29 protein-coding genes are annotated in these 26,459 nt (G+C 75.0%); 14 read left to right on the top strand and 15 right to left on the bottom strand.

Annotated elements, in window-relative coordinates:
* Positions 1-145: 145 nt before the first annotated feature.
* From HLA93_RS19925 to HLA93_RS19915, 3 genes are all read left to right on the top strand, one after another.
* Positions 146-769, top strand: a complete 624-nt coding sequence (locus HLA93_RS19925; protein ID WP_222196193.1) for a DUF3000 domain-containing protein — start codon at positions 146-148, stop codon at positions 767-769.
* 122 nt (positions 770-891) lie between these two features.
* Positions 892-1,602: a LuxR C-terminal-related transcriptional regulator gene (locus HLA93_RS19920; RefSeq protein WP_222196192.1), complete on the top strand. Its 711-nt coding sequence runs from the start codon at positions 892-894 to the stop codon at positions 1,600-1,602.
* Entirely contained in the window at positions 1,599-2,861 is a 1,263-nt protein-coding gene (locus HLA93_RS19915) for a ribonuclease D (RefSeq protein ID WP_222196213.1), read from the top strand. Before HLA93_RS19920 ends, HLA93_RS19915 begins: the two co-directional genes overlap by 4 nt.
* A 3-nt stretch (positions 2,862-2,864) precedes the next feature.
* On the opposite strand, the gene HLA93_RS19910 is transcribed toward HLA93_RS19915, so the two are convergent.
* The gene (locus tag HLA93_RS19910; protein WP_222196191.1) at positions 2,865-3,713 is read right to left on the bottom strand and encodes a hypothetical protein; all 849 of its coding nucleotides are present in this window, start codon (positions 3,711-3,713) and stop codon (positions 2,865-2,867) included.
* A 215-nt stretch (positions 3,714-3,928) separates the two neighbouring features.
* On the opposite strand from HLA93_RS19910, the gene HLA93_RS19905 reads away from it, so the two are divergent.
* Positions 3,929-5,122 carry a thiolase family protein gene (locus HLA93_RS19905; protein ID WP_246627187.1) on the top strand — a complete coding sequence of 398 codons (1,194 nt, stop codon included), beginning with the start codon at positions 3,929-3,931 and terminating at the stop codon, positions 5,120-5,122.
* The gene (locus tag HLA93_RS19900) at positions 5,119-7,197 is read left to right on the top strand and encodes a 3-hydroxyacyl-CoA dehydrogenase NAD-binding domain-containing protein (protein ID WP_222196189.1); all 2,079 of its coding nucleotides are present in this window, start codon (positions 5,119-5,121) and stop codon (positions 7,195-7,197) included. The genes HLA93_RS19905 and HLA93_RS19900 overlap by 4 nt, the downstream gene beginning before the upstream one ends.
* Positions 7,198-7,316: 119 nt before the next feature.
* On the opposite strand, the gene HLA93_RS19895 is transcribed toward HLA93_RS19900, so the two are convergent.
* From HLA93_RS19895 to HLA93_RS19880, 4 genes are all read right to left on the bottom strand, one after another.
* Entirely contained in the window at positions 7,317-7,607 is a 291-nt protein-coding gene (locus HLA93_RS19895) for a thiamine-binding protein (protein WP_222196188.1), read from the bottom strand.
* A complete protein-coding gene (gene dxs, locus HLA93_RS19890; RefSeq protein WP_222196187.1) occupies positions 7,604-9,529 on the bottom strand; it encodes a 1-deoxy-D-xylulose-5-phosphate synthase in 1,926 nt (641 codons plus the stop codon). Before dxs ends, HLA93_RS19895 begins: the two co-directional genes overlap by 4 nt.
* A gap of 103 nt (positions 9,530-9,632) precedes the next feature.
* Positions 9,633-10,001, bottom strand: a complete 369-nt coding sequence (locus tag HLA93_RS19885) for a hypothetical protein (protein WP_222196186.1) — start codon at positions 9,999-10,001, stop codon at positions 9,633-9,635.
* A gap of 133 nt (positions 10,002-10,134) precedes the next feature.
* Positions 10,135-10,398: a hypothetical protein gene (locus tag HLA93_RS19880; RefSeq protein WP_222196185.1), complete on the bottom strand. Its 264-nt coding sequence runs from the start codon at positions 10,396-10,398 to the stop codon at positions 10,135-10,137.
* Positions 10,399-10,517: 119 nt separating this feature from the next.
* Between HLA93_RS19880 and HLA93_RS19875 the strand changes: the two genes are divergently transcribed.
* The 3 genes from HLA93_RS19875 (at position 10,518) to HLA93_RS19865 (ending at position 11,977) form a co-directional block, all read left to right on the top strand.
* Positions 10,518-10,952 (top strand): hypothetical protein, encoded by a 435-nt coding sequence (locus tag HLA93_RS19875; protein ID WP_222196184.1) that lies wholly within the window; start codon positions 10,518-10,520, stop codon positions 10,950-10,952.
* A 30-nt stretch (positions 10,953-10,982) separates the two neighbouring features.
* Entirely contained in the window at positions 10,983-11,645 is a 663-nt protein-coding gene (locus HLA93_RS19870) for a class I SAM-dependent methyltransferase (protein ID WP_222196183.1), read from the top strand.
* Positions 11,646-11,839: 194 nt separating this feature from the next.
* Positions 11,840-11,977 carry a hypothetical protein gene (locus tag HLA93_RS19865; protein WP_222196182.1) on the top strand — a complete coding sequence of 46 codons (138 nt, stop codon included), beginning with the start codon at positions 11,840-11,842 and terminating at the stop codon, positions 11,975-11,977.
* Positions 11,978-12,025: 48 nt separating this feature from the next.
* On the opposite strand, the gene HLA93_RS19860 is transcribed toward HLA93_RS19865, so the two are convergent.
* Complete coding sequence (locus tag HLA93_RS19860; protein ID WP_308128261.1) at positions 12,026-13,273, bottom strand: class I SAM-dependent RNA methyltransferase; 1,248 nt, start codon at positions 13,271-13,273, stop codon at positions 12,026-12,028.
* 82 nt (positions 13,274-13,355) lie between these two features.
* On the bottom strand, positions 13,356-15,389 hold the full coding sequence (locus tag HLA93_RS19855) for an APC family permease (protein ID WP_222196180.1): 2,034 nt from the start codon (positions 15,387-15,389) through the stop codon (positions 13,356-13,358).
* Between the two features lie 182 nt (positions 15,390-15,571).
* Here HLA93_RS19855 and HLA93_RS19850 point away from each other — a divergent pair, with 182 nt between their 5' ends.
* Positions 15,572-16,249 (top strand): TrkA family potassium uptake protein, encoded by a 678-nt coding sequence (locus tag HLA93_RS19850; protein ID WP_368858268.1) that lies wholly within the window; start codon positions 15,572-15,574, stop codon positions 16,247-16,249.
* Positions 16,249-16,917: a potassium channel family protein gene (locus tag HLA93_RS19845; RefSeq protein ID WP_222196179.1), complete on the top strand. Its 669-nt coding sequence runs from the start codon at positions 16,249-16,251 to the stop codon at positions 16,915-16,917. Before HLA93_RS19850 ends, HLA93_RS19845 begins: the two co-directional genes overlap by 1 nt.
* Positions 16,918-16,974: 57 nt before the next feature.
* On the opposite strand, the gene HLA93_RS19840 is transcribed toward HLA93_RS19845, so the two are convergent.
* The 7 genes from HLA93_RS19840 to HLA93_RS19810 form a co-directional block, all read right to left on the bottom strand.
* Positions 16,975-17,775, bottom strand: a complete 801-nt coding sequence (locus HLA93_RS19840) for a DUF3159 domain-containing protein (protein WP_246627186.1) — start codon at positions 17,773-17,775, stop codon at positions 16,975-16,977.
* Positions 17,776-17,800: 25 nt separating this feature from the next.
* Positions 17,801-18,202 carry an OB-fold nucleic acid binding domain-containing protein gene (locus tag HLA93_RS19835; protein WP_308128260.1) on the bottom strand — a complete coding sequence of 134 codons (402 nt, stop codon included), beginning with the start codon at positions 18,200-18,202 and terminating at the stop codon, positions 17,801-17,803.
* Positions 18,199-18,999 carry an alpha/beta hydrolase family protein gene (locus HLA93_RS19830; protein ID WP_222196178.1) on the bottom strand — a complete coding sequence of 267 codons (801 nt, stop codon included), beginning with the start codon at positions 18,997-18,999 and terminating at the stop codon, positions 18,199-18,201. Before HLA93_RS19830 ends, HLA93_RS19835 begins: the two co-directional genes overlap by 4 nt.
* Positions 18,996-19,895, bottom strand: coding sequence for a DUF3710 domain-containing protein (locus HLA93_RS19825; protein ID WP_222196177.1), 900 nt, complete (start codon positions 19,893-19,895; stop codon positions 18,996-18,998). The genes HLA93_RS19830 and HLA93_RS19825 overlap by 4 nt, the downstream gene beginning before the upstream one ends.
* Position 19,896: 1 nt before the next feature.
* Complete coding sequence (gene dut / locus HLA93_RS19820) at positions 19,897-20,406, bottom strand: dUTP diphosphatase (RefSeq protein ID WP_222196176.1); 510 nt, start codon at positions 20,404-20,406, stop codon at positions 19,897-19,899.
* Between the two features lie 83 nt (positions 20,407-20,489).
* On the bottom strand, positions 20,490-21,455 hold the full coding sequence (locus tag HLA93_RS19815) for a hypothetical protein (RefSeq protein WP_222196175.1): 966 nt from the start codon (positions 21,453-21,455) through the stop codon (positions 20,490-20,492).
* Positions 21,456-21,468: 13 nt separating this feature from the next.
* Complete coding sequence (locus HLA93_RS19810) at positions 21,469-21,768, bottom strand: DUF4193 domain-containing protein (protein ID WP_222196174.1); 300 nt, start codon at positions 21,766-21,768, stop codon at positions 21,469-21,471.
* Between the two features lie 345 nt (positions 21,769-22,113).
* Here HLA93_RS19810 and HLA93_RS19805 point away from each other — a divergent pair, with 345 nt between their 5' ends.
* Entirely contained in the window at positions 22,114-23,160 is a 1,047-nt protein-coding gene (locus HLA93_RS19805) for a phosphotransferase family protein (protein WP_222196173.1), read from the top strand.
* A 61-nt stretch (positions 23,161-23,221) separates the two neighbouring features.
* Complete coding sequence (locus HLA93_RS19800; RefSeq protein WP_222196172.1) at positions 23,222-23,773, top strand: LytR C-terminal domain-containing protein; 552 nt, start codon at positions 23,222-23,224, stop codon at positions 23,771-23,773.
* Positions 23,774-23,812: 39 nt separating this feature from the next.
* Here the strand turns inward: HLA93_RS19800 and HLA93_RS19795 are convergent, their stop codons facing one another.
* Positions 23,813-24,664 carry an inositol monophosphatase family protein gene (locus HLA93_RS19795; RefSeq protein ID WP_222196171.1) on the bottom strand — a complete coding sequence of 284 codons (852 nt, stop codon included), beginning with the start codon at positions 24,662-24,664 and terminating at the stop codon, positions 23,813-23,815.
* 59 nt (positions 24,665-24,723) lie between these two features.
* Here HLA93_RS19795 and ppgK point away from each other — a divergent pair, with 59 nt between their 5' ends.
* Entirely contained in the window at positions 24,724-25,467 is a 744-nt protein-coding gene (gene ppgK, locus HLA93_RS19790) for a polyphosphate--glucose phosphotransferase (protein WP_222196170.1), read from the top strand.
* Positions 25,468-25,773: 306 nt separating this feature from the next.
* Positions 25,774-26,459, top strand: a 686-nt coding sequence (locus tag HLA93_RS19785) for a sigma-70 factor domain-containing protein (RefSeq protein WP_368858267.1), incomplete at its 3' end; no start/stop codon positions are given.

Raw genomic sequence — 26,459 nt, 5'->3', positions numbered from 1 at the left:
CCTCCCAGACGGTGCCGCCGGGCGTCGCCGCAGGACGGCCCACCGGCCGGCAGCGGCTCGCCCCGCAGGTCACGGCTGGGCGTCGGCGGGGTGGGGCGGCGCGTCGGGGGGTCCCATCCGGTGGCGGGCGACCTACCCTGCGCTCGTGGCCCAGCAGCGCACTCGCCTGGACGGCGGCACACCCGCGCCCCCGGGGCCGCGGCCCGCCGACTTCCAGGCCGCCCTCGAGGCGCTGGCGACCGTACACCCGCGTCCGGAGATCGTCGTCGAGCACATCCCGGCCCCGCAGCGGCTCGCGCCGTGGTCGCACGCCATCGGCCTGCAGGTCGGGTCGCCCGACGACCCGGAGGAAGAGCTGGCCAGCGGCCGGTTCATCGTGCTGTTCGACCCCGACGGGCACGAGGCATGGCAGGGCACCACCCGCTGCGTCGGCTTCGTCTCGGCGAGCACCGACTCCGACATGGTCGACGACAGCATGTTCTCCGAGGTCGCCTGGAGCTGGCTGACCGACGCCCTGGCCGACTCCGGTGCGCAGGCCCACTCGATCGGTGGCACGGTCACCCGCACGGCCTCGACCCGCTTCGGCTCCATCGCCGCCCCCGAGCACTCGGTGGACGTGGAGATCCGTGCCTCCTGGACGGCGGAGGGCACCGACCTCGACCGGCACCTCACCGCCTTCCTGGAGGTGCTGGGCAACGCGGCTGGGCTGCCCCCGGCCGGCATCCGGCTGCTGGGCGCGGACGGGCAGACCGTCGGCACCGACGCCTAGACTCCCTCCGTACTCCACTCGGCGTAACGGCACCTGGGCCGAGTGCTCGGACACGCCGGACCCGCGCGCGGGTGACCACCTGGTCATCACGTACCGGGCCCGGTCCGACGACAGGAGGGCAGATGCCCCTGGGCCAGCTGTGGTCCGACGGCGTCCTGTTCGGTCCGCACGCCAGTGCGCTGGTCGTCGACCCCTCCCCGCTGCTCCGTGAGGCGCTGGCCGGCAGGCTGCGCGCCCTCGGCGCCCGGGAGGTCGAGGAGGCCGCCTCGCTCGAGGAGGCGCGGGTCCGGGCGCACGTCTCCGGGCCGCGGGCGCTCTGCGTCCTCGAGGTCGACCTGCCCGAGGTCGGCCCGGACAGCGGCGGCCGCGGCGGCGACCCGGGGCGTGGCCTGGAGCTGCTGCCCACGCTGCGCACCGAGGGCTGGCCGGTGACCGTCGTCCTCACCTCGGTCACCGACCCGGGCGTCGTCCGGGCCGCGTTCCTGGCCGGCGTGCAGGGGTACGTGCTGAAGACCAGCCCCTTGGCCACCCTCACCGAGGGGCTCCGGGCCGCACTGTCCGGCGAGGTGTTCGGCGACCCGGGCATCGCCAGCAGCCTGGCCCAGGGGCTGACCCAGACCGGGGTGGAGGAAGCTGTCGGGGAGCTGTCCGCCCGCGAGCGGGACATCCTGCGGCTGGTCGCCGACGGGCACACGAACAAGGAGATCGGCGAGAAGGTGGACCTGTCCGCACTGACCGTGAAGAGCCACCTGGCGCGCATCGCGCGCAAGCTGGGCACCGGCGACCGGGCGCACATGGTGGCGCTCGGCATCCGCTCGGGGGTCATCAACTGAGCACCGACCCGGGCACCGAGCTGTCCTCCGACCCGGCCACGCCGGCGCCCGTCGACGAGGGGCCGCCCGCGACGCCGCTGCTGGCCCCGCGCGACGGCCTGCCGCCGGTCATCGAGACCTCGACGGCGCTGGTCGCCTACGCCGACGCACTGGCCGCCGGGTCCGGCCCGGTCGCGGTCGACGCCGAACGGGCGTCGGGCTACCGCTACGGACAGAGCGCCTACCTGGTGCAGATCCGCCGCGCCGGGTCCGGCACCGGGCTGATCGACCCGGTGCCGCTGCCGGACCTGTCGCCGGTGCAGCGGGCGGTCGGGGACGTCGAGTGGGTGCTGCACGCGGCCAACCAGGACCTCCCCTGCCTGGCCGAGCTGGGCCTGGTGCCCACGAAGCTGTTCGACACCGAGCTCGCCGCGCGCCTGGCCGGGCTGCCCCGGGTGGGCCTGGGCGCCGTGGTGGAGTCGCTGCTGGGCCTGTCGCTGCAGAAGGGGCACTCGGCCGCCGACTGGAGCACCCGTCCACTGCCGGAGGACTGGCTGGTCTACGCCGCGCTGGACGTCGAGGTGCTGGTCGAGGTGCGGGACGAGCTGGCCCGGATCCTGGAGGAGCAGGGCAAGACGGAATGGGCGCGGCAGGAGTTCGAGGCGATCCTGGCCGCCGGTCCCCCCGCCGCCCGGGTCGACCCGTGGCGCCGGACGTCGGGGATGCACGGCCTGCGCAGCCGCCGGCAGCTGGGCATGCTCCGGTCGCTGTGGCAGGCCCGGGACGACCTGGCCCGGCGCCGGGACATCGCCCCCGGCCGGGTGCTGCCCGACTCGGCGATGGTCTCGGCCGTGCAGGCCGACCCGAAGACCGAGAGCGCCCTGCTGGAGCTGCCGGTCTTCCGGGGCCGGGCGAACCGGAAGCTGGTGAGCACCTGGTTCGGTGCGCTGACCCGGGCCCGGGCACTGCCGGAGGAGGAGCTGCCGCTGCACAGCCGTCCCGGTGACGGCCCGCCGCCGGTGAACCGCTGGGCCGACCGCGAGCCGGCCGCCGCGGCGCGGCTCAAGGCCGCCCGGGCAGCACTGGCCCAGGTGTCGGAGCAGTGGTCGGTGCCGGTGGAGAACCTGCTCTCCCCCGACCTGGTGCGTCGCCTGATGTGGTCCCCGCCCACCCCGGCCGACCCCGACTCGGTGGCCGCCGTGCTGCGCGCCGGCGGTGCCCGGGAGTGGCAGATCGGCCTGACCAGCGCGCTGCTCGCCGAGGCGATCGCCGCCGGCTGAGGTTCAGTCCCGCGAACGCGCCGCCGTCCGGGTCCGGAGCCCCCGGACGGCGGCGCGGGGGTCGTCGGCGAAGAACGCCACCTGCTCGACAGGGAGCTCGCCGCCCTCGTGCCGCACCGTCGCCCCCGGCCGCAGGTGCAGGCGGACGCTGGCCTCCCCCGCCACCGACAGGGTCAGCAGGCCCCCGGTGTGCTCGACGTTGCGCTGGTGCTCCGTGGTGGTCACCGCGGTGGCGCCGACGACGTCGTCCAGCCGGACGACGGTCTCCCGCAGGTGCCCGAACCGCAGGGTCAGCAGCTCGGGGCCGAGGGTGTGCGGGCACTGCCGGAAGGACAGCGCGAAGGCGATCAGCCACACCAGCCCGTAGCCGGTCAGCGCCAGCACGACCCAGCGCACGCTCTCCCACGGCAGGAGCAGGTGGACGACGACCGCCTCCACCGGCGTCAGGCCGATGACCGTCCAGAGCAGCACGTCCATCCGTGAGGCGTAGGCAAGCGGGGTCTCCCCCGGCTCGCCCGCCCGACGACGGTGCACCGCCCAGGCCAGGCTGCGCCACATGCCCAGCTCGGCGCGGACCAGCAGCGCGAGCGGGCGCGGTGCGGCTGCCTCGATCCCGGCGTGGACCGCCGCGGCCCGCCCGGCGCCGGCCTCGCGGGCCGCCCGGTGGGCCCGCCGGAACAGCACCCACTCCGCGACGAGGACGGCCGCGAAGCAGACCTCCAGGACGACGGCGACCACCAGCGCGACGGCCAGCGGGAGGACCCCGGCCACCACCAGCGCGACCTCGATCAGCGGGAGCAGCAGCGCGGCCCACGGCACGACCCCCGCCACCCCGCGCCGCGCTGAGCCCATCCCGCCACCCGTCGTCACCGGTCCCCGTCCGCCGACCCTACGGGGGTACGCCACCGACCGGGGGCCGCCGTCCGGGCCTGCCCTCACCCCGTCGGGGAGTGCGCTTGGGCGACGAGTTACCAACGGGTAACTTCGGGCCGTCGGCCCGCCCCGAGGCCGGCCCCCGAACGCACCGCGGAGGACTCGTGTCATCTGGAGAGCGACGAGCACGCTCGTTGCGTGAGGTCGTCTTCGTCGACGGCGTGCGCACCCCCTTCGGCAAGGCCGGGCCGACCGGCATCTACGCCGAGACCCGCGCCGACGACCTCGTCGTGCGCTGCATCCGCGAGCTGATGCGCCGCAACCCGGCGCTGCCCGCCGACCGGGTCGACGAGGTGGCGATCGCCGCCACCACCCAGATCGGTGACCAGGGACTGACGATCGGCCGCACCGCCGCGCTGCTGGCCGGGCTGCCGAAGTCGGTGCCCGGCTACGCGATCGACCGGATGTGCGCCGGCGCGATGACCGCGGTGACGACGACGGCCAGCGGGATCGCCTTCGGCGCCTACGACGTCGCGATCGCCGGCGGCGTCGAGCACATGGGCCACCACCCGATGGGCGAGGGCGTCGACCCGAACCCGCGGTTCGTCAGCGAGCAGATCGTCGACGGCTCGGCGCTGGTGATGGGCTCGACCGCGGAGAACCTGCACGACCGCTTCCCGCACCTGACCAAGGAGCGGGCCGACGCCTTCGCGGTGGCCAGCCAGCAGAGGTACGCCGCGGCCGTGGCCGCCGGCCGGATCGGCCCGGAGCTCGTGCCGGTGGCGACCCGCTCGGCCGAGCAGGGCTGGGGCCTGGCCAGCGTCGACGAGCCGCCCCGTCCCGGCACGACGCTCGAGGGCCTGTCGACGCTGAGGACGCCGTTCCGCCCGCACGGCCACGTCACCGCCGGCAACGCCGCCGGGCTGAACGACGGCGCCACCGGCTGCCTGCTCGCCGCCGAGGAGGTCGCCGAGGAGCTGGGCCTGCAGGTGGGCATGCGGCTGGTCGGCTTCGGCTTCGCCGGCGTCGAACCCGAGGTCATGGGCGTGGGGCCGATCCCGTCCACCGAGAAGGCGCTGGCCCGCACCGGGCTGACCATCTCCGACATCGGGCTGTTCGAGCTCAACGAGGCCTTCGCCGTCCAGGTGCTGGCCTTCCTGGACCACTTCGGCATCGCCGACGACGACGAGCGGGTCAACCCCTGGGGCGGTGCCATCGCCGTCGGCCACCCGCTGGCGTCCTCCGGCGTCCGGCTGATGACCCAGCTGTCCCGGCAGTTCGCCGAACGGCCCGACGTCCGCTACGGCCTGACCGCGATGTGCATCGGCATCGGCATGGGCGGCACCGTGATCTGGGAGAACCCGAACTGGGAAGGTGCTTCGAAGTGACCGCCGTCTTCGAGAACGAGGTCGTGACGCAGGCGCTGGTCCGGTACCTGCGGGTGCCCGGGCTGGCCGGTGAGCTGGCGCTGATCACCCTGGACAACGGGCACGACCACACCCGGCCGTCCACCTTCGGGCCCGGCGGGCTCGCCTCGCTGGACGCCGCACTGGACGAGATCGACGCCCACTCCCCTCCCCCGGTGGCCACCGCCGTCACCGGCAAGCCGTTCGTCTTCGCCGTCGGCGCGGACCTCTCCGGCGTCCCGTCGATCAGCTCGGCGACCGATGCCCGGGAGATCGCCGAGACCGGGCACCGGGTCTTCCGCCGGCTCAAGGACTCGGCCATCCCGACCTTCGCGTTCGTCAACGGCGCGGCGATGGGTGGTGGCCTGGAGCTGGCGCTGCACTGCCAGCACCGGACGATCGCCAGCACCGCGGTCGTCGCCTTCCCCGAGGTGTTCCTGGGCCTGGTGCCCGGCTGGGGCGGCACCCAGCTGCTGCCCGAGCTGATCGGCATCGACGCCGCGGTCTCGGTGATCGTGGAGAACGCGCTGGCGCAGAACAAGGTCACTCCCGGGCCGAAGGCCGCGCAGCTGGGCATCGCCGACGCGGTGTTCGAGCCGGCCGACTTCCTGGAGCGGTCACTGGAGTGGGCGGCCGGGGTGCTCTCCGGCGAGGTCGCCGTCCGCCGTCCCGAGGTCGACCGGTCGGCCTGGGACGACGCCATCGCCCGGGCCCGCGGCGTCGTCGCCGCTCGCACCCGCAACGCCTCCCCCGGCGCGCTGCGCGCGGTCGAGCTGCTCGACCTCGCCCGGGCCGGCGACACCGGCTTCACCGCCGGCACGGCGGCCGAGGACGATGCGCTGACCGACCTGCTGATGAGCGACGAGCTGCGCGCCGGCCTCTACGCCTTCGACCTGGTCAACCGGCGGGCCAAGCGGCCGGCCGGTGCCCCGGACAAGGGCCTGGCACGGAAGGTCACCAAGGTCGGCGTCGTGGGCGCAGGGCTGATGGCCTCCCAGCTGGCGCTGCTGTTCGTCCGCCGGCTCGAGGTGCCCGTCGTGCTCACCGACGTCGACCAGGCGCGCGTCGACAAGGGCGTGGGCTACGTGCACGGCGAGCTGGAGAAGCTGGCTGGTCGAAGGCGACTCTCCCCCGATGCGCTGAACCGGCTGAAGGGCCTGGTCACCGGCTCGCTGGACAAGGGCGTGTTCGCCGACGCCGACCTGGTGATCGAGGCGGTGTTCGAGGAGCTGTCGGTCAAGCAGCAGGTGTTCGCCGAGGTGGAGGCGGTCGTGCGGCCCGAGTGCGTGCTGGCCACCAACACCTCCGCGCTGTCGGTGACCGAGATGGCGGCGCAGCTGCAGCACCCGGAACGGGTGGTCGGGCTGCACTTCTTCAACCCGGTCGCCGTCCTGCCGCTGCTGGAGGTGGTGCGCGCCGAGCGCACCGACGACGCCACGCTGGCCACCGCCTTCGCCGTCGGCAAGGCGCTGAAGAAGAGCTGCGTGCTGGTCGCCGACGCCCCGGCGTTCGTGGTCAACCGGCTGCTGACCCGGTTCCTCGGTGAGGTCACCGCCGCCGTCGACGCCGGCACCCCGGTCGCCGTCGCCGAGACGGCCCTGGACCCGCTGGGCCTGCCGATGACCCCGTTCGAGCTGCTGTCACTGGTCGGACCGCCGGTGGCGCTGCACGTGGCCGAGCGGATGCACGAGGCGTTCCCCGACCGCTTCGGCGTCGGCGAGGGGCTGCGGAAGATGGTGGAGCTCGGCAAGAGCTCGGTGTTCTCCGAGCCCGGTGTCGTCGACCCCGACCTGGCCGGCATCGACAGCGGCGACTCTCCGCTCACCGCCGACGAGCTGCGCGACCGGGCCGAGCGGGCGCTGGCCGAGGAGATCGGGCTGATGCTGGACGAGGGCGTCGTCCAGGCGGTGCAGGACATCGACCTGGCGATGCTGCTGGGCGCCGGGTGGCCGTTCTGGCTGGGCGGCATCTCGGCGTACCTGGACCGCGCCGGGGTGTCGGAAGCCGTCACCGGGAAGCGGTTCCTCCCGGAGGGCGTGGCCTCGTTGCCCGCCTGACCCCACCGCAGCGTTCGATCAGGTGACCTGATCATGGGCTGTCCCCCCGCACCAGCGTTGCTGCGGGAGGACAGCCTCTGCTGCAGGAGGACGGCGCGCGGGACGTGCGCGCGCCGGCCTCAGCGGAACTTGTGGGTGAGGCTGTCCATCGTGCGGTTCACCGAGGCGACCTTCACGTGCGAGATGCCGCCGGTCGCGCCGGCCGCGATCATCGCCTCGTGCGCGGCGCGCAGGGTCGCCCACACCGTGTCGGCGTCGCCCTCGAGCGTGGTGCCCAGCGCCCCGACCTCCGACCGCAGTCCGGAGGCCTGGATCACCCGGATCGCCGCCTCCACGAAGGCGTGCGGGTCCTCGGCGGTGCCGGGCGGCGAGGGCGCCACCTGGATCTCGGCGATGACCTGGTCGGTCACTGCTGCCCCTCTGCCGCCTCGGCCTGCGGCTCGGCCGGGGCCGCGGTGCGGTCGGCGACCCGGGCGGCCCACTCGACGATCCGGCGGGCGACGTCCTGCTCGGTGAGCCCGACGTCGGCGAGCACCTGGCCACGGCTGCCGTGCTCGAAGAACTGCTGCGGCAGGCCCAGCGTGCGCACCGGCACGTCGCGGTCGGCGTCCTGCAGCGCCTGCGAGAGCAGGGTGCCCACGCCACCGGCCCGCCCGCCGTCCTCGACGGTGACCACCAGCCGGTGCTCACCGGCCAGGGTCACCAGCTCGTCGGCGACCGGCATCACCCAGCGGGGGTCGACCACGGTGACCTCGATGCCGTGGTCGGCGGCGCGCTGCGCGGCGGCGAGGCACATCGGCACCAGCGAACCGGTGGCGACCAGCAGCACCTCGTCGGCGCTGCCCCGGCGCAGCACGTCGACCGGACCGCGCCGCTCGACCGCCGGCACCTCGGGCGGCAGCGCCCCCTTCGGGAACCGGACGACGGTCGGCCCGTCGGTGACCTGCACGGCCTCCCGCAGCGCCTCCCGCAGGGTCGGTTCGTCCCGCGGGGCGGCCAGCTGCAGGCCGGGCACGATCGAGCAGATCGACATGTCCCACATGCCGTTGTGCGAGGCGCCGTCGGAGCCGGTGACCCCGGCCCGGTCGAGCACGAGGGTGACCGGCTGGCCGTGCAGCGCGACGTCCATCAGCAGCTGGTCGAAGGCGCGGTTCAGGAAGGTCGAGTAGATCGCGACGACCGGGTGCAGCCCGCCCATCGCCAGGCCCGCGGCCGAGGTCAGCGCGTGCTGCTCGGCGATGCCGACGTCGTAGGTGCGCTCGGGGAACCGCTCGGCGAAGGGGGCGAGCCCGGTGGGGTGCAGCATCGCCGCGGTGATCGCCACGACGTCGGAGCGGTCGGTACCGATGCGCACCAGCTCGTCGGCGAAGACGTCGGTCCACTCCGGTCCCTTGGCGGCCGAGGAGAGCCCGCTGTCGGGCTCGAAGACCCCGGTGGAGTGCCAGGCGTCGATCGTGTCGGTCTCCGCCGGCGGGTAGCCGAAGCCCTTGGTGGTGACGGCGTGCACGATGACCGGCCCACCGAAGGAGCGGGCCCGGCGCAGCGCGGACTCCATCATCTCGATGTCGTGGCCGTCGACCGGGCCGACGTACTTCATGCCGAGGTCCTCGAACATGCCCTGTGGCGCCAGGACGTCCTTGAGGCCCTTCTTGATCGCGTGCAGCGCGTCGTAGAGCTTGGTGCCGACGACCGGGGCCCGGTGCAGCGCCTGCCGGACGGCGGCCAGCGCCTCCTCGTAGCCGGGGCGCAGCCGCAGCGTGGCCAGCGCGTCGGCGACCCCGCCGATGGTCGGCGAGTAGGAGCGGCCGTTGTCGTTGACCACGATCACGACCGGGCGGTCCTGCGCGGCGGCGATGTTGTTCAGCGCCTCCCAGGCCATCCCGCCGGTGAGCGCCCCGTCGCCGATGACCGCCACCACCGGGCGGTCCTCGCCGCGGACGGCGAAGGCCTTGGCCAGCCCGTCGGCGTAGGACAGCGACGTGGAGGCGTGGCTGTTCTCCACCCAGTCGTGCTCGCTCTCGGCCCGGCTCGGGTAACCGGAGAGGCCACCGCGCTGGCGGAGCTGGGCGAACCCGTCCAGCCGGCCGGTGAGCAGCTTGTGCACGTAGGCCTGGTGCCCGGTGTCGAACACGATCGGCTCACGCGGGGACTCGAAGACCCGGTGGACGGCGATGGTCAGCTCGACCGCCCCGAGGTTGGGGCCCAGGTGGCCACCGGTCTTGGCGACGGCGGCGACGAGCGCGTCCCGGATCTCCGTGGCGAGCACGGGGAGCTGGTCGGGGCGCAGTGCCCGGAGGTCGGCGGGCCCGGTCAACGAGCGGAGCAACGACACGACGGGGCAGGGTCCTCTCGACGTCGGCGGCACCCGATGGGGCGCAACCGGTGGGATCCCACTGTAACTGCGAACCGGCGACCCGCCCGGTGAGCGGCGGGATCTACAACCGGGGCACCCAGCGCTCCCCGCGCAGCGCGCCGGCGACCACCTCGACCCCACGCGCGGCCCGGGTGAGCCGGGCGCCCTCCCGCTCGTAGGCGCTGATCGCCGCCTCCATCGCCTCCGGGGGCAGCTGGTCGGCGAGCTCGACGCGCACGGTGCGCCAGCCGGCCCGCGCCGCCTCCAGGCCCGCGGCGACGTGGTCACCGGCGAACCGGGCCAGCAGCACCGGGTAGCGCCGCAGCACCTCGTGGGCGCGGTAGTCCGGGGGCACCAGGTCGAACAACCAGGCGACCGCGGTCCGCTCCCAGTCGGGGGCGCCAGGTGGGTGCACCTCGTCCGGCCAGCCGGGGGGCAGGGCGACGTCCACCCGTCCAGTGTGCGGGCGGCCGCGCCGCTCCTCGACACCGGATCGCACGTGTGTTCGAAGCGTGACCTGCCGGTGTCCCGTCGTACGGTCCGGCGGCCGCCGTCATCGACCAGCCGGCCGGGACCCGGCAGGCCTATCTGGCCGCGCGGGCCTGATCCGGTGGCGGGCCCGCTCCGGGACCGGGCAGGGCCCGGAGCCGGTGGCCGCACACGGCGGCGGCCACGATGCCGACCAGCACCGACGGCACGTCACTGCGCGCCCCGTTCGCGCCGGTGACCAGCACGACCAGGACCAGTGCCGTGAGCCAGGCCCCCCGGCTGACCGGGCGGGTCAGCAGCCAGGTCCACACGCTGCGCGCCCAGCCCACCATGCGCTCACCACCCGCCGGTCCGGCCACGGCGCGAGCGTAGGCACGCCGCCCGGATGCCGGACAGCGGCGCTCCGCGGGGGGCGACCGGTCCTGCATGATCATCGGGCTCCGGGAGCAGCCCGGGCAGCAGGCGGACAGGAGCTCGGATGCACAGCGGGACGTCGGCCGGGGGCGGATGGTCCGGACTGGTGACGACGGCGGTCGTCGCCCTGCTCGTGGTGGTCTTCCACCGGCTGCGCGACCGACGGGTGCTCGCCGGGGACGCCCGGTCGGTGTTCTCGCCGCGGCTGGCCGGCGGCTACCTCGTCGGGGTCCTGGCCTTCTGGACGGCGAGCGCGGGAGCACTGCTCTGGCTGGCGGTGACCGGGCGGACGTCGGCCAGCACGTCCGACCCAGCGGTCGTCCTGCCCAGCGGCCTCGCGATGCTGGCCTACGTCGGTGTGGTGGCGCTGACCTGGTCCCGGGTCCAGCGGGCGGATCCCGAGCTGTCGGGTCCGGTGGCCCAGCTCGGCCGGTTCATCCGGATCGGCTACGGCTCAGCCGCCCCCGCCGCCTGGCGCCGGCTGCGCGCTGACGGCTGAGCGTCGGTACCCGCGCCTACGTTCCGCGCTGTGACTGCGCACCCGATCGACCCCCCGGACGTCGTCGAGACCCGCGCCGCCTACGACACCGTCGCCGTCTCCTACGAGGAGCTGGTGCGGACGTCGCTCGCGGAGAGCCCGATGGACCGGGCGCTGCTGGGCGTCCTCACCGAGCAGGTGCTCGCCGGCGGCGGTGGGCCCGTCGGTGACCTGGGGTGCGGGCCGGGCCGGCTCACCGACCACCTGCACAGCTCCGGGCTGGACGCCGTCGGGATCGACCTCTCCCCCGGCATGATCGAGGTGGCGCGGGCGCGGCACCCCGACCTGCGCTTCGCGGTCGGGTCACTCGAGGCGCTGGCGCTGCCCGACGGCGGCCTGGCCGGCGCACTGGTCTGGTACTCGCTCATCCACACCCCGCCGGAACGGCAGCCGGCGGTGTTCGCCGAGCTGGCCCGGGTCCTGCGGCCCGACGCCCCGCTGCTGATGGCGTTCCAGGCCGGCGACGACGAGCCGGTGCACCACCGGCAGGGCTACGGACACGCCATCTCCCTGCGCGCGTGGCGACTGGACCCCGACCGGGTCGAACGGCAGCTCACCGAGGCCGGCGTCGACGTGCGGGCCCGCGTGCTGCGCGAGCCGGAGACGCAGTACGAGAGGTCGCCGCAGTCCTACCTGCTGGCGGTCCGGCGGTAGCCCATCGACCGTCCGACCGCTGCGGTCCCGGCCACGGACCATGCACCACCCCCGAGTGAGGGCGGAACCGATCGCAGTACGGGAGACGCTCGCGACCGCCGATGAGAACCGTGACCCAGGACACAGGGACCGACCGGCAGGTCGACCCGGGAACGCCTGACCCGCAGGCACTCGGCAGCACTGGAGGACCTCACGTGACCACCTACCGCAACGTCCGTGACCTGCTCACCGAGGCCGTCCACGAAGCGTTCCTGTTCGCCGACTTCCTCATCCGCAAGGCCGACGACCGGTGGGTCCTGCCGCGCGAGGACTCCCGCCCCAGCCCGCTCTGACGACCCCTTGCCCGCGGCGATGGCGCGGCGGACCCCTGACCGGTGTCCCTAGGCCGGGACCAGCAGGGCGACGCACTCCACGTGGGCGGTCATCGGGAAGCAGTCGAAGGCCCGCAGCTGGGCCAGTCGCCAGCCGGCGTCGGCGAACGCCGCGACGTCACGGGCCAGCGACGCCGGGTCGCACGCCACGTAGACCACCGCGCGCGCTCCGCTGCCGGCGAGCACCCGGCTCACCTCCCGGCCGGCCCCGGCCCGCGGTGGGTCCAGGACGACGACGTCGGGACGGCCGACGTCCGGCAGCAGGTCGGTGAGCCCGGCGGCGTCCACCTCGCCCTGCCACACCTCGGCCTGTGGCAGCTCGGCGAGGTTGGCGTCGGCGGCCGCGCAGGCCGCCTCGTCGTACTCCACGCACACCACCCGGCCCGCGGCGCCGACGCCCGGGGCGAGGGCACCGCCGAACAGGCCGGCGCCGGCGTACAGGTCGAGCACCGTCTCCCCCGGCTGCACCGCGGCGAACCCGGTGACCGCGCCGACGAGCGCGTCGGCGGCCGCGGGGTGCACCTGCCAGAAGCCGGTGCCCTCGACCTCCCAGTCGCGGCCACCGGCGGAGCGCTGAGCACGCCCGGCCGGTTCCTCGGGCACGTCGGCGCCCGGGCGCAGCACCTGGGTCTCCTGCGGCCGGCCGCGGCGGTCGAGCGTCGTCGTGGTCACCACGCCGGCGGAGTCGATGGCGACGTCCACGGCGCCGGAGTCCAGCCAGCGGCGGCCGAGGACGGCCCGGGCGGCCGGCTCGACGGTGATCGGGCAGTCGTCGAGGACGACGACGTCGTGCGAGCGGTGCCGGCGCAGGCCCGGCTCCCCGGTGCGCTCCACCGCGAAGCGCGCGCGGGACCGCCAGCGCAGCGGCCCGCCGGGCAGCGCCTCGACGACCACCGGCAGGTCGATGCCGGCCAGCCGGGACAGCTGCTCGCGGACGACGGCGGCCTTCAGCCGGAGCTGCCCCTCATGAGCCACGTGCTGCCAGTCGCAGCCGCCACACCTCCCCGGACCGCTGTACGGGCAGGGGCGCTCGACCCGGTCGGGCGATGCCTCCAGCACCTCGACGGCGTCGGCGCGGCAGAAGCCCTTCTGCCGGTCCTCGGTCACCTCGACCACGACCCGCTCACCGGGCAGCGTGTGCCGGACGAAGACCACCCGGCCCTCGTGCCGGGCCACGCAGTGCCCGCCGTGCGCCACCGGCCCCACGGTCACCTCGAACCGCCGCCCCACCCAGCCGCCGCCGGCGTCCGCGGACACCCGCGCTCGCCCCCGGCCCCTCGGCCGCCCTTCAGGGCCCCGCGGCGAGCTTGCTCGTCGTGGGGGGAAGGGTGGTCCTTCGTCAGCCATAGGGCGTCGGCTCGGCCTCGTCGGTCAGCCCGCGGCGCATGTCGCCGGGCGCCGGGCCGTCGCCGCGCGGGCCGCCGTCCCGGTCCAGTGAGCTCTCCAGCTGCCACGGCACGCTGGTGATCATCACGCCGGGCTGGAACTGCAGGCGGGTGCGCAGCCGCAGCGCGCTCTGGTTGTGCAGCAGGTTCTCCCACCAGTGCCCGACCACGTACTGCGGCACGAAGACCACGACCAGCTCGCGCGGGCTGGAGCGGCGGATGTCCCGCACGAAGTCCAGCACCGGCCGGGTGATCTCCCGGTACGGGGAGTCGACGACGGTCAGCGGAACCGGGATGTCGTAGCGCTCCCAGTCCTGCTGCAGGGCCCGGGTGTCGGCGTCGTCCACGTTCACGGTGAGGGCGGTCAGCACGTCCGGGCGGGTGGCCCGGGCGAAGGCCAGCGCCCGCAGCGTCGGCTTGTGCACCTTGGACACCAGGACGACGGCGTGGACCTTCGAGGGCTTCATCCGCGCGTCGGTGTCGGGCACCAGCTGCTCGGCGACGTGTGAGTAGTGCCGGTTGATCGAGCGCATCAGCAGGAAGATCACCGGCATCGCGGCGATGACGATCCAGGCGCCGCCGGCGAACTTGGTCACCACGACGATCGCCAGGACGACGGTGGTCAGCGTCCCGCCGACGGCGTTGATCACCCGCGAGCGCTGCATCTGCCCACGGGTGCCGGGGTCGGTCTCGGCGCGCAGCTCGCGGTTCCAGTGCCGCACCATCCCCCACTGGCCGATGGAGAAGCTGGTGAAGACGCCGACGATGTACATCTGGATCAGCTGGGTGGAGTCGGCGTCGAAGACGACCAGCAGCAGGATCGCGAACCCGGCGAGCAGCAGGATGCCGTTGCTGTACACCAGCTTGTCGCCGCGGGTGTGCAGCTGCCGGGGCATGTAGCGGTCCTGCGCCAGCACCGAGCCCAGCAGCGGGAAGCCGTTGAAGGCGGTGTTGGCCGCCAGGATGAGCACCAGCGCCGTCGCCGCCTGGACCGCGAAGAAGCCGAAGGAGTCCGAGCCGCCGAACACCGCGGCGGCGACCTGGGCGATGACGGTGCGCTGCGGTTGGCCCTCGCAGTCGAAGCCGACCAGGTCGCAGGCGTTCTCCACGTACTTCACGTCCGCCAGCAGGGCCAGCGCGGTCACCCCGGCGAACATCGTCGCGGCGATCCCGCCCATCAGCGCGAGAGTCGTCGCGGCGTTCCGGCTCTTCGGCGGCTTGAACGCGGGCACCCCGTTGGCGATCGCCTCCACCCCGGTCAGCGCCGTGCAGCCGGAGGCGAAGGCCCGCAGCACGAAGAAGACCAGTGCCAACCCGGTGACCTGCTCGTAGCCGGGCTCCGGGGTGATCGCGTAGCCCGCGCTCTCGGCCACCACGTCGCTGCCCGTGACGAGCTCACGGACCAGGCCGGTGACGATCATGACCATGATGCAGGCGATGAACGCGTAGGTCGGGACGGCGAAGGTCTTGCCCGACTCCCGCACCCCGCGCAGGTTCATCGCCACCAGCAGGCCGACCAGGCTCACCGCGATCAGCACGCGGTGCTCGGCCAGGCCGGGGAACGCCGAGATGATGTTGTCGGTGCCGGAGCTGACCGAGACGGCGACGGTGAGCACGTAGTCGGTGAGCAGCGCACTCGCCACCACCAGGCCGGCGAACCGGCCGTGGTTCTTCATCGCCACCTCGTAGTCGCCGCCACCCGAGGGGTAGGCGTGCACCACCTGGCGGTACGAGAGCACCACCACGGTGAGCAGCAGGACGACGACGGCGGCGAGCCACGGGGTGAGGAACAGGAACGACGTCCCGGCCAGCGTCAGGAAGATCAGGATCTCCTGCGTCGCGTACGCCACGGAGGACAGCGGGTCGCTGGCGAAGATCGGCAGCGCCAGGTGCTTGGGCAGCAGCGACTCACCGGCCCGGTCGCTGCGGACCGGGCGGCCGAGGACGAGCCGTTTCGGGAGTTGTCCGAGGTCGGACAGGGATGGCACGGCGGCGATGGTACGGACGCCACGTCCGCAGATGTGCCGATCCGGGGCGACCTCCCTCACAGGGGTGCTCGAAGGGGTGTGTCGCGGCCGCCCGGGGCGGGATGGGCGGCGGGCAGCGGGTGTACGTTCGCGCGCTGTACGCCCCCGGCGGTCGGCCGGGGCGGCAGGAGCCAGCAGACGGGGTGGGACAGGTGCACGTGGTCGTGATGGGCTGCGGCCGCGTCGGCTCGGCGATCGCCCGGCGACTCGAGACGATCGGCCACAGCGTCGCGGTGATCGACCAGGACGCCGAGGCCTTCCGCCGGCTCGGCCCGGAGTTCGGCGGCCGGCAGGTCACCGGCCTCGGCTTCGACCGGCAGACGCTGCTGGACGCCGGCATCGACTCCGCCGGCGCCTTCGCCGCGGTGAGCAGCGGCGACAACTCCAACATCATCGCCGCCCGGGTCGCCCGGGAGACCTTCGGTGTCGAGCACGTCGTCGCCCGGATCTACGACTCCAAGCGTGCCGAGGTCTACGAGCGGATGGGCATCCCGAGCGTCGCGACGGTGCCCTGGACGGTGAACCGGCTGATGCGCGAGCTGCTGTCGGTGAAGGTCACCGAGATCTGGCGCGAGCCCACCGGCAAGGTGCTGCTCATGCGGGTCACCGTCACCGACGGCTGGGTCGGCCGGCCGCTGGCCGAGCTGGAGACCGCCTCCGGCGCCCGCGCCGCCTGGCTGGTCCGCTTCGGCGAGGCCCAGCTGCCCACCCCCGCCACGGTGCTGCAGACCGGTGACCACCTGGTGCTCGCCGCCACCGACGAGCTCACCGACCGGGTGCACCAGGTCGTCGAGCAGGCACCCACCGGAGGTCAGCACTGATGCGGGTCGCCATCGTCGGGGCCGGCGCGGTCGGCCGGTCCATCGCCGCCGAGCTGCTGGGCAACGGCCACAGCGTGATGCTCATCGAGCGGAACGGCTCGCGGGTCAAGCCCCGGTCCGTGCCCGGCGCCGAGTGGGTGCAGGCCGACGCCTGCGAGGTCAGCTCGCTGGAGGAGGCGCAGCTGGCCACCTGCGACGTCGTCATCGCCGCGACCGGCGACGACAAGGCGAACCTGGTGGTCTCCCTGCTGGCCAAGACGGAGTTCGCGGTCAACCGGGTCGTGGCCCGGGTCAAGGACCCGCGCAACGAGTGGCTCTACACCGAGGCCTGGGGCGTGGACGTCGCCGTCTCCACCCCACGGGTGCTGGCGGCGCTCGTCGAGGAGGCGGTGACCGTCGGCGACGTGGTGCGCCTGATGAGCTTCCGCAAGGGCGCGGCCAACCTGGTGGAGATCACCCTCGCCGAGGACACCCCCTGGGTCGGCCGCCCGGTGCGTGAGGTGCCGCTGCCGCGGGAGACGGTGCTGACCACGATCCTGCGCGGTGACCGGGTGATCAGCCCGGACCCCGACGAGCCGCTGGAGCCCGGCGACGAGCTGCTGTTCGTCACCCACGGGGACATCGAGGAGCAGCTGCAGCAGATCATGTGCCCCGACGGCAGCTGCTGACGGACCCCCCTCGCCCCATCGCTCGCTGGCTCACGCCCCCCTCTGCGAGGGGGGCCGTCAGGCGGGAGGCTCCTCCTCGGCGCGGTGGCGGTGCAGGCGGGCGACCACCCACAACGTCACGACCAGCTGGACGGCGGTGACCGGCAGCCCGAGGACCAGCGACGAGGTCCCCAGCCAGCCCACCGCGTTCTGCCAGTAGAACAGCCCCTGGACGGCGGCCCGGAGCAGGAAGACCCCGCCCCACAGCACGGTGAGCCAGCTGTAGGCCCGCAGCATCCGCGGGTCGTCGCGCCAGTGCACCTCGGGCGGGGTGTCCGGCCCGCGCGCCCGGCCGATCGCCTCGGCGGCGGACTCGGTGTCCACCGCCTGAGCCGGGGTCGCGCCACCGGAGAAGCCCCTGCCCCGCAGCGAGGGCAACCGGTGCGCGGCCATGGCGCCCAGGTGGCTGGGCGCCAGCCACTCGGCGACGACGCCCACCAGCGGCCGGCGGAACAGCAGCGAGCCCAGCAGCACGACCCCGATGGCCGCGTTGCGGACGATGCCCAGCACGAAGAAGTCGCGGGCCTGGCCGGAGTACCGCGCGATCGCGATGGCCACGGCGACCGCGAACAGACCGCTGATCGCCTGCTGGATGCTCTGCCGCCGCACCAGCCGCAGCAGGAAGACCAGCACCGCGGCCACTGCTGCCGACCAGATGCCGACGGTCAGCCCGCCGAGGGAGTTGGCGACGATGAAGGCGATGGTCGGCAGCGAGGCGTCGACCATGCCGCGCCAGCCGCCGAGCTGCTCGAGCACGAGGTGCCGGTCGAAGGTCACGTCCTTGCCCTGCGGCACCTCCCCCTCGGGCCGGGCTGTCATCGCCGACGGGCCGGGGTCGGAAGGGTCACCCGGCGCTCAGCTCGTACCAGGGGTTGTAGATGACCTGCCGGCCCTCGAAGGCGGCGAAGCGGCCGCGGGCGGTCAGCCGGCGACCGGGCTCGATGCCGGGGATCCGCCGACGCCCCAGCCACACGAGGGTGACCGACCCGGAGCCGTCGAAGAGCTCGGCCTCCAGGGTGGGCACCGTCTCGCGAGGTGTGTAGACGACCGACTTGATCCGGCCGGTCACCGTCACGACCTCGCCCTTGCGGCAGGCGCTGACCGCCGAGCAGCCCGCGGACACGGTCTCCGAGCGGAGCGCCTCGGCGTCGACGGTCTGGTCGTCGGCGGTGAGCTTCTGCAGTGTGCGGGAGAGCCAGCCGCGCGCGCCGGGCTGCGCGGTCGACCCCACCCTGGTCTCGGTCACGGTCCCAGGGTAGTGCTGTCCGGGGCCGTGGTCCGGCGTGCCGTCAACCACGTCACGGTGCGTCGCCAGGCCTCTCCGGCGAGGTCGATCACGGCCATGTGGTCACCGGGCACGACGCTCACCTCCACGGCGTCCCCGGCCGCCGTGCCCGCCGTCCGGAAGCGCTCGCTCTGGTCCAACGGAACGGTCGTGTCCTGCGCGCCGTGCACGCAGAGCACCGGCACGCCGGTGGGCAGCAGCCGGGCCGGGTCGGCGACCGCGTACCGGTCGGGCACCTCGGCCGGAGTGCCCCCGAGTAGATCGACGGTGGCGCCGTCGCCGAGGTCGGCGGCGACGGCCGCCGCCAGGTCCAGCACCCCGGCCTGGGCCACCACGGCGCCGACCGGCACCCGAGGACGGGCCCCGGGGGCGCCGTCGGGCAGCCGGCCGCGGGCCGCCACCCAGGCGGCCAGGTGCCCACCGGCGGAGTGCCCCACCACGGTGACGTCGGAGAGGTCCAGCCGGCCTGCGCCGGGCGCCTCGGGCAGGGCGTCCAGCGCGGCGGCCACGTCGTCCAGGGTGGCCGGCCACCCGCCGCCGGCACCGACCCGGCGGTACTCGACCGCCACCGCCGCCCAGCCGCGGGCAGCCAGGTCGGCGGCCAGCGGCCGGGCCAGCTCGATCCCGTACCGGGCCCGCCAGAAGCCACCGTGCAGGACGACGACCACCGGTGCCGCTCCCTCGAAGTCCGGGAGGGTGACCTCCAGGAACTGGTCCGGGTCGGGCCCATAGGCGTGGACGACCGGTGCGGCGGTCACCCGGCGCTGCCGGGCGGCGTGCTGCCGGGCGGCGTGCTGGCCGGCGGGGTACTGGCCGGCGGGGTACTGGCCGGCGGGGTGCTGGCCGGCGCGGGAGACGCGCCGCCGCGAGCCGGCGACGCGACGCCGGGCACGGTCGAGGCAGGGGCGGTGGCCGGGGCGGCCGCGCGCGGGGCGGCAACGGCCGGCCCCGACGCGGTGGCCCGGCCGGCGGCGCGGCCGGCCGCCTGCTGCCGGGCCATCTGCTCCGCCGCCTGCGCCGGGAGCGTCAGCGGGAGCTGCTCGCGCACCGGCATCGGCTGCGGACCGCGGACCACGACGACCTCGCGGAACGCCGCCTCCAGCGCCGCCCCCGCCTCGGGCGACTCGGCCGCCGGGCCGGTCATCATCCCGCGCAGGAACCACCGGGGACCGTCGACGCCGAGGAAGCGGGCCGGCCGGCGCACCGGCTTTGCCGGCGCCGTCTGTCCGGGCGGCGCCGCGGGGGTGAGCAGCACCGAGCCGGCCAGCTCCCGGCCGAACGGCCCGTCGACCTCCTTGAGCTGGCCACCCTGACCGCTGGCCCCGCGGGCGAGGTCGGCCCGGACCTCGTCCCACAGCCCACCGGCCCGGGGAGCGGCGAAGACCGAGAGCTGCAACAGCGAGTCCCCCATCCGCAGGCTGGCGCCGACCACCTGCTGCTGGGCGTTCACGTCGACCCGCAGCTCCATGCCGCCGACCGCGGGGACGCGCATCGCCCCCAGGTCGACGCGGGGCCGCCCGTCCTGCGGCGCGTCCGCCTCGTCCCACGGCCCGCTGGTCGCGGTCTCCTCCCGCTCCCGCACCTGCGGCTCGGGCGGCACGCCCCGCTCGCGGAGGCTGCGGTCGATCCGGTTGCGTCGGCGTCCGAACGGCATGTCAGACCCGTCCTTCCAGGCTCGAGGGAGTGCTGTCGGCGCCCAGCGCCACCGCGCCACCGGTCGAGCCGTGACCGGCGCTGCCGCGCTCGCTGACCGGCAGCTCGGCCACCGGGACGAACCGGGCGCGGACCACCGGCTGGACGACCAGCTGGGCGACCCGGTCACCCCGGCTCAGCCGGAGCGGGGTCGTGGGGTCGAGGTTGACCAGGTTGACCTTGATCTCGCCCCGGTAGCCGGCGTCGATCGTCCCCGGCGCGTTGACCAGGCTCAGGCCCAGCCGGTGCGCCAGCCCCGAGCGGGGGTGGACGAAGCCGGCGAAGCCCTCCGGGATCGCCACGGCGACCCCGGTGCCGACCAGCGCGCGCTGGTGCGGGGCGAGCTCCACGTCCTCGGCCAGGCAGAGGTCGGCACCGGCGTCCCCGGGCAGCGCGTAGGCCGGTGCGACGGCGTCCGGACCGGTGAGCAGCACGGGGACGTCGACCGGGTCGTCGGCGGGGGGTACGGGCACGGCGGCGAGGCTAGCCGCGCGGGCCGGACCGGTGGTGGGCGGCCGGTGGGCGGCGGTCTCCCCCGCGCCGGTCGCGCAGGCGCTCAGGAGCCGGCGCCGGCCGGCGGCAGGTGCAGGTCCGACCGCAGCCGGTCGGCCAGCTCGGCGGTGGCCTTGCGGTTGCCGCGGGCCGCCAGCGTGGCACCCACCAGCAGCGGGGCCATCGACGTCGTGCTGCGGGCCAGCCGGCGGGTGACCCGGCGGCGCAGTGCCGCCACCCCCGCGGAGCTCATCGTGGCGAACACCCCGCCCCGCCCCGGGGACCCGACCGCACGCTGGGTGGTCCAGCTGGACAGGTACGCCGCGGCGCGCTCCCGGGCGTCCCCGGCCGCCGGTCGGCCGGCCAGCTCGTGCAGCTCGCCGACGAGGACGACCTCCACCGCGGCGACCAGGACCGTCTGCGCCCCCAGCTCCAGCGGGACGGCGACCATCGACGGCGGGGCGAACCACTGGGCGGCGGCCAGCCCGCCGGTCGCCGCCCCGACCGCACCGGTGAGCCGGGCCGCCCGCGCGACCAGGGCATCGGCGATCTCGCCGTCGGAGGCGCCCGGGTGCGCCCGGCGCAGCCGCTCCCGGTCCCGGATCGGCAGCCGGGGCGCCGCGGCGTCGAGCAGGTCGGTCAGCAGCCCGCCAGGGGCCCAGCTGCGTGCCCCGTTGCCGGTGGCGCGGCCCGCACCGGCGGCCCCGTCAGAGCCCCCGGTCGTCCGGTGCGCCCCGTCGTCCGACCGTGCCGACCGGGCCGCACCGGCGACCGCGGCGACGACGTCGGCGAGCACACCGGACGCGGCCCGGGCGCCGGCACCGGCCCGCGAGGAGCCGCGGGCGCCGCCGTCCCGGCCCGACCCGTTGCCGAGCAGCCCGGCCACGGCGTCGGCCAGGGCGCGGGCGGCGGAGCCGAGCCCGCTGTCAGCGCCGACGACCTCGCCCTCCACCGGCTCCCCGGTCGCGCCGACCGGGCGCGGCGGGGGGACGTCCCGGGGCCGGCCGGACCGGCCGGGCTGCTCGCTCATCGACCGGCGCCGATCAGGCGCAGTCCCGGCACAGCAGCCGGTCGCCGCGGGTGGCGGCCAGCCGGCTGCGGTGCTGCACCAGGAAGCAGCTGGAGCAGGTGAACTCGTCCTCCTGCTTGGGCAGCACGCGGACGGTCAGCTCCTCGTTGGACAGGTCCGCACCGGGGAGCTCGAGGTTCTCGTTGAAGTCGGTCTCGTCGACGTCGACCGAGGACGACTGGGCCTCGGCCCGGCGGGCCTTGAGCTCTTCCAGCGAGTCCTCGCCGAGCTCGTCGGTCTCGTTGCGGCGGGGGGCGTCGTAGTCGGTGGCCATGGTGTGCCCCTTCTCTCGTCTCGTCGCGGGCGCACGGCCCGCTCGTCTGCCGTCGGCGCCGAGGCGCCGGCGGCGGTGGTGCCGGCCGCCTCGGCGGCCGGGGGTCAGTCGCCGGCCGGGGTCCCCTGCTGGGCCCCTGGCCGGTTTGGCTCGGTCGTGCGGTCGACGGTGCGGCGCGGTCGGGTCGGCAGATCGCCGTCCCGGTCGCCCCGGCGTCCTCCGCTGCAGTCCGGCCAGCCGCCCAACGCCGTCAGGCCCCCGTTTGTGCCCGCCTGCTGCAGGCCGACACATCGAGTCGCCGGGAGGCCGGCCGAGCGTGGGAGCGCCAGAGGCTACCCTGCCGCCGTGGCGACTCCAGTGGGTGCTGATCCGGGGGTCGTCGGGCCCTACCTGGCGACCGCTCTCGGCGACGAGAAGTGGCGGTCGGTGCGCGTCGAGCTGATCGCCGCGGGCATGTCCAACCTCACCTACGTGGTGACCCCCGAGGGGGCACCCCAGGACGACGCGGTCATCCTGCGCCGCCCGCCGACGGGCGCCGTGCTGGCCACCGCGCACGACATGGTGCGCGAGCACCGGGTGGTCTCCGCGCTGGCCGGCACGTCCGTGCCGGTGCCGCGCACGCTGCACCTGGCCACCGACACCTCGGTGCTCGGCGCCCCGTTCTACGTGATGGAGCGGGTGGTGGGCGTGCACGTGGCTGCCGAGCTCCCCCCGGGGTACGCCGACGCCCCGGCGCAGCGCCGGGCGGTCGCCGACGGGCTGATGGACGTGCTCGCCGACCTGCACGCGGTCGACCCGGCCGCGGTGGGGTTGTCGGACTTCGGCCGGCCGGAGGGCTTCCTCGAGCGGCAGGTGCGCCGCTGGACCAAGCAGTGGGACGCCACCCGGGACGCCGACCGGCCCGCTCTCGACGCGCTCGCCGCGCGGCTGGCCGAGACGGTGCCGGCGTCGCAGCGCAGCGGGATCACCCACGGCGACTACCGGCTGGACAACTGCCTGCTCGACCCGGAGACCCCCGGCCGGGTGCGCGCCGTCCTGGACTGGGAGATGTCGACCCTCGGTGACCCGCTCACCGACCTGGGGATGCTCTTCGTCTACTGGCCGCAGGCCGGCGAGGACCGCGCGGTGTCGGTGTCCTCGGTGACCACCCTCCCGGGCTTCCCCACCCGGCTGGAGCTGGCCGAGCGGTACGCCACCCGGAGCGGCGCCGACCTGTCCGACCTGAACTGGTACGTGGGCTTCGCCTACTTCAAGTTCGCCGCGATCGTCGCCGGGATCGTCGCCCGGTCCAAGGCCGGGGCGATGGCCGGCAAGGACACCACGGGCTATGCGGACAAGATCGACCCCTGCGTGGAACTGGGACGCGCCGCGCTCGAGGACGGTGCGCTGTAGCGGGTGCGCCCGCCGCTAGGGTCGCCTCCGTGTACGTGCTCGCCGCCGCCGTGAGGACCCAGTGACCGAGACCGCGAGCGAGACCGGCACCCGGCGGCCAGCCGACCGGCCGCGGAACCGCCGTCCCCTGCCCGCACTGGTGTTCCTGCTCGTGCTGGCGCTGGCCGCGCTCGCGGTGTGGTGGAACGTGCTCGGTGACGAGCGGGCCCGCGAGGAGGCACAGGCCGCCGCGTGCAGCAGCGCCGAGAACGCGCCCGAGGCCCTGGACCCCGCGACGGTGACCCTGCGGGTGTTCAACGCCAGCGACGTCGGCGGCCGGGCCGGAGAGGTCGCCGCGCAGCTGCAGTCCCTCGGCTTCGTCGTCCAGGAGATCGCCAACGACCAGAGCGACCACGAGGTCACCGGCGTCGGTGAACTCCGGTACGGACCGGCCGGCGGCGGGGTGGCCGACTACGTCCAGCTGTACCTGCCGCAGGCCACCGAGCGCCGCGACACCCGGGCGACCACCGTGGTCGACGTCGTCCTCGGGCCGGACTTCGCCGGGCTGGCCTCGGCGGAGGACGTCGCGGCCGCCCTCGCCCCGGCCCAGGAGGCCGAGGCAGCCTCCTGCTGACCCTCGTGCCCGCCCCCTGGCGAGGACGGGCGTCCGGGGTCAACCGGCGGCGTGCAGCCGGTCCAGCAGCTCGACGAGCGGCCCGGCCACCGACGGTGCCGCGGCGACCGCCATCGGCTCGGCGAACGGCCGGCCAGCCGTGCCGGTGACGACCAGGCCGGCCTCGGCCGCGATCAGCGCGCCCGCGGCGTGGTCCCACGGCTTGAGGTCCAGCTCGTAGTAGGCGTCGACCCGCCCGGCGGCCGCGGCGCACAGGTCCAGCGACGCGCAGCCCCACCGGCGGATGTCGCGGACCTCGGGCAGCAGCTGGGCCACGACGGCGCCCTGGGCCCGGCGCTGCTCCACCCGGTAGCCGAACCCGGTGGCCACCAGGGTCTGCTCCAGGGACACCGGCGCGCTGCCGTGCAGCTGCATGGCAGCTGCACCGGGCGCGGTCAGCCAGGCCCCCTGGCCCCGGACCGCGGTGAAGAGCTCCCCGTTGCCGACGTTGAGCACCACGCCGACCTCGGTGCGCCCGTCGACCTGGCCGGCGATGGAGATCGCGTAGGCGGGCAGGCCGTAGAGGAAGTTGACCGTGCCGTCGATCGGGTCGACGACCCAGCGGACACCGCTGGTGCCCTCGGTGGCGGCCCCCTCCTCCCCCAGCACCCCGTCGTCGGGCCGGGCCGCCAGCAGCCGCCGCACGATCAGCGCCTCGCTCGCCTTGTCCACGGCGGTCACCACGTCGACCGGGCTGGACTTCGTGTCCACCTCCTCGGCGGCACTGCTGCGCCCTGCGCCGACCAAGGCCGCCGCCTCCTCGGCGGTGGCCCGGGCCAGCTCGAGGAGCTCGGTGGACAGGTCCGGAGCGGGGCTGCCGGACGTGGACGCGGTGGTGCCGGAGGTGGTCACGGACCCGGATCCTGCCGGACCTGCGCGCCGTCCGGTCGACGGGTCGCTAGCCTCCCCCCGTGCAGGGCTTCGGAGTGGACATCGGTGGCAGCGGCATCAAGGGCTGTGTGGTCGACCTGGACAAGGGCGAGCTGGTCGGGGAACGGGTGCGCATCCCGACCCCCCAGCCGGCCCTCCCCGACCCCGTCTACGGGGTGGTGGCCGACATCGTCGGCCAGTTCGGCTGGGAGGGGCGCATCGGCGTCACCTACCCGGGGGTCATGAAGCACGGCGAGGCCTTCACCGCCGCCAACATGGACAAGAGCTGGATCGGCACCGACATGGCCGCCGGCCTGGAGGCGGTGATCCCCGGCACCGTGCAGACGCTCAACGACGCCGACGCGGCCGGCATCGCCGAGATGGCCTACGGCGCCGGTCGGGGCGAGCGCGGGCTGGTGCTCATGCTGACCTTCGGCACCGGCATCGGCAGCGCGCTGTTCATCGACGGCACGCTCGTGCCCAACACCGAGTTCGGCCACATCGAGGTCGACGGCGAGGACGGCGAGAAGCGCGCCTCCGCCTCCGCCCGGGAGCGGGAGGAGCTCAGCTACCCGCACTGGGCCAAGCGGGTCGACCGCTACCTGGACACGCTGGAGAAGAGCCTCTGGCCCGATCTGATCATCGTGGGCGGCGGGGTGAGCAAGAAGGCCGACAAGTGGGTCCCGCTGCTTTCCACGCGCACCCGGGTCGTCGCCGCGGAGCTGCTCAACGACGCCGGCATCGTCGGCGCGGCCCTGGCGGCGGAGCAGCACATCGGGCAGTGACGCCGGCTCCCGCCGGGCGGGGCCGCGACCGGCACCCCCGGCGGGACGGACCGTGCAGGTCACCGGACCGGTCCTGGCCCGGAACCGGTGGACCAGGACGTGCTCGTCGTTACAATGGGAACGCCCCACGCGCCGCTCCTCAGCCAGCAGGTCATCCCCGGTTCCCAGCACGGTGAAACACCTCCGGTGTGTCGCCCCGCCGGGCTCATCGGTGGGCCACTGCGGTCCGGGCGGCGGGCAGGGCCGCTGCCCGCGGGCCACACGGTCCTCGAGGAACGCACCGCAGTAGTACGGGAAGGAACCTGAGTGCCCGCCGACCAGCCAGGACCGGACGCAACCACGGTGAGCAGCACGAGTCGCAGCCGGACGGTCGCCGCCCGCTCCAGCGCCCCGTCGTCCACTGCCCCGGTGACCACGGCAGCCAAGAAGGCCCCGGCCAAGAAGGCCCCGGCGAAGAAGGCGGCCTCCCGCAAGCCCACGATCACCCCCTCCCCGGGCACCGGCGAGGGCACCGTGCTGACGGCGGTCGCCTCCGACGGCGCGGCCGTCGCGGTGGTCGACGGTGGCGCCGCGGGCCTCAAGCTCGACGAGACGGTCGTGACCGGCAAGGACGGCGTCGCCGTCGCCGAGACCGACGAGAAGGACGCCGAGGGCGGCGAGGGCTTCGAGTGGGACGACGAGGAGGAGTCCGAGGCGCTGCGGCAGGCCCGCAAGGACGCCGAGCTCACCGCCTCCGCCGACTCCGTCCGCGCCTACCTCAAGCAGATCGGCAAGGTCGCGCTGCTCACCGCCGAGGAGGAGGTCGACCTCGCCAAGCGGATCGAGGCCGGGCTCTACGGCGCCGAGCGGCTGCGCCAGGTCGAGGAGGAGGGCCAGAAGCTCTCCCCGCAGATGCGCCGCGACCTCAACTGGATCGTCCGCGACGGCGAGCGCGCCAAGAACCACCTGCTGGAGGCCAACCTCCGCCTGGTCGTCTCCCTGGCCAAGCGCTA

Origin of the sequence: Modestobacter italicus (assembly GCF_019799965.1) — a bacterium.
Lineage (GTDB): Bacteria > Actinomycetota > Actinomycetes > Mycobacteriales > Geodermatophilaceae > Modestobacter > Modestobacter italicus_A.
The sequence above is the reverse complement of the archived record's forward strand: the minus strand, read 5'-3'. Positions and strand labels throughout refer to the sequence as shown.

Coding starts and splice junctions, on each gene's coding strand:
- HLA93_RS19920 (WP_222196192.1), top strand. CDS start 892: ATGCCCCTGGGCCAGCTGTGGTCCGACGGCGTCCTGTTCGGTCCGCAC.
- HLA93_RS19910 (WP_222196191.1), bottom strand. CDS start 3,713: ATGGGCTCAGCGCGGCGCGGGGTGGCGGGGGTCGTGCCGTGGGCCGCG.
- HLA93_RS19875 (WP_222196184.1), top strand. CDS start 10,518: ATGCACAGCGGGACGTCGGCCGGGGGCGGATGGTCCGGACTGGTGACG.
- HLA93_RS19845 (WP_222196179.1), top strand. CDS start 16,249: ATGCGGGTCGCCATCGTCGGGGCCGGCGCGGTCGGCCGGTCCATCGCC.
- HLA93_RS19840 (WP_246627186.1), bottom strand. CDS start 17,775: ATGACAGCCCGGCCCGAGGGGGAGGTGCCGCAGGGCAAGGACGTGACC.
- HLA93_RS19825 (WP_222196177.1), bottom strand. CDS start 19,895: ATGCCGTTCGGACGCCGACGCAACCGGATCGACCGCAGCCTCCGCGAG.
- HLA93_RS19815 (WP_222196175.1), bottom strand. CDS start 21,455: ATGAGCGAGCAGCCCGGCCGGTCCGGCCGGCCCCGGGACGTCCCCCCG.
- HLA93_RS19810 (WP_222196174.1), bottom strand. CDS start 21,768: ATGGCCACCGACTACGACGCCCCCCGCCGCAACGAGACCGACGAGCTC.